The 946-nt window shown below is 71.4% G+C and carries 1 pseudogene; it reads left to right on the top strand.

The annotated features are described in order from the left end of the window. Positions 1 to 884 (top strand): annotated as a pseudogene (gene bioA, locus A9X05_RS06420) (adenosylmethionine--8-amino-7-oxononanoate transaminase); the annotation flags it as partial. Between the last annotated feature and the right edge of the window lie 62 nt (positions 885 to 946).

Genomic DNA, 946 nt, shown 5'->3' with positions numbered 1-946 from the left:
TGGTCGCGGTCGCCGCGCGGGGGGCCACGTTGACGTTGATCCGGGACGGCGAGCCGATCGAGGCGCTCGACGCGATGAGCTCGTGGTGGACCGCGATTCACGGGCACGGCCACCCGGTGCTGGACGCGGCGCTGACCACGCAGCTGGGAGTGATGAACCACGTCATGTTCGGCGGGCTCACGCACGAACCGGCCGCCCGGCTGGCGCAGCTGCTGGTGGACACCACCCCGGCCGGGCTGGACACCGTGTTCTTCAGCGATTCCGGATCGGTGTCCGTCGAGGTCGCGGTCAAGATGGCGCTTCAGTACTGGCGCAGCCGCGGCCGGCCCGGCAAGCACCGGCTGATGACCTGGCGGGGCGGCTACCACGGCGACACGTTCACGCCGATGAGCGTCTGCGATCCCGACGGCGGCATGCACACGCTGTGGACCGACATCCTGGCCCGCCAGGTGTTCGCCCCGCAGGTCCCGCGCGACTACGACCCCGGCTACACCGCGGCGTTCGAGCAGCAGCTCGCCGAGCACGCCGGCGAACTGGCGGCCGTCATCGTCGAACCGGTGGTGCAGGGCGCCGGCGGGATGCGCTTCCACGACCCCCGCTACCTGCGCGACCTGCGCGAGCTGTGCCGGCGGCACGACGTGCTGCTGATCTTCGACGAGATCGCCACCGGCTTCGGCCGCACCGGCGAGCTGTTCGCGGCCGACCACGCCGGGGTGAGCCCGGACATCATGTGCGTGGGCAAGGCTCTGACCGGCGGCTACGTCACCCTGGCCGCCACGCTGTGCAGCACCGACATCGCGCACACCATCAGCGCCGGCGAGGCCGGCGCGCTGATGCACGGGCCCACCTTCATGGCCAATGCGCTGGCCTGCGCGATGTCGGTGCTGCACAGCGTGGCGGCCAGGGTGACGTAGCCGCCGGTCAGAGCCTTGCCCACGCACATGAT

Origin of the sequence: Mycobacterium sp. E3298, from assembly GCF_001666895.1 — a bacterium.
Taxonomy (GTDB): Bacteria; Actinomycetota; Actinomycetes; order Mycobacteriales; family Mycobacteriaceae; genus Mycobacterium.
This window is presented reverse-complemented; position numbering and strand designations above follow the sequence as displayed.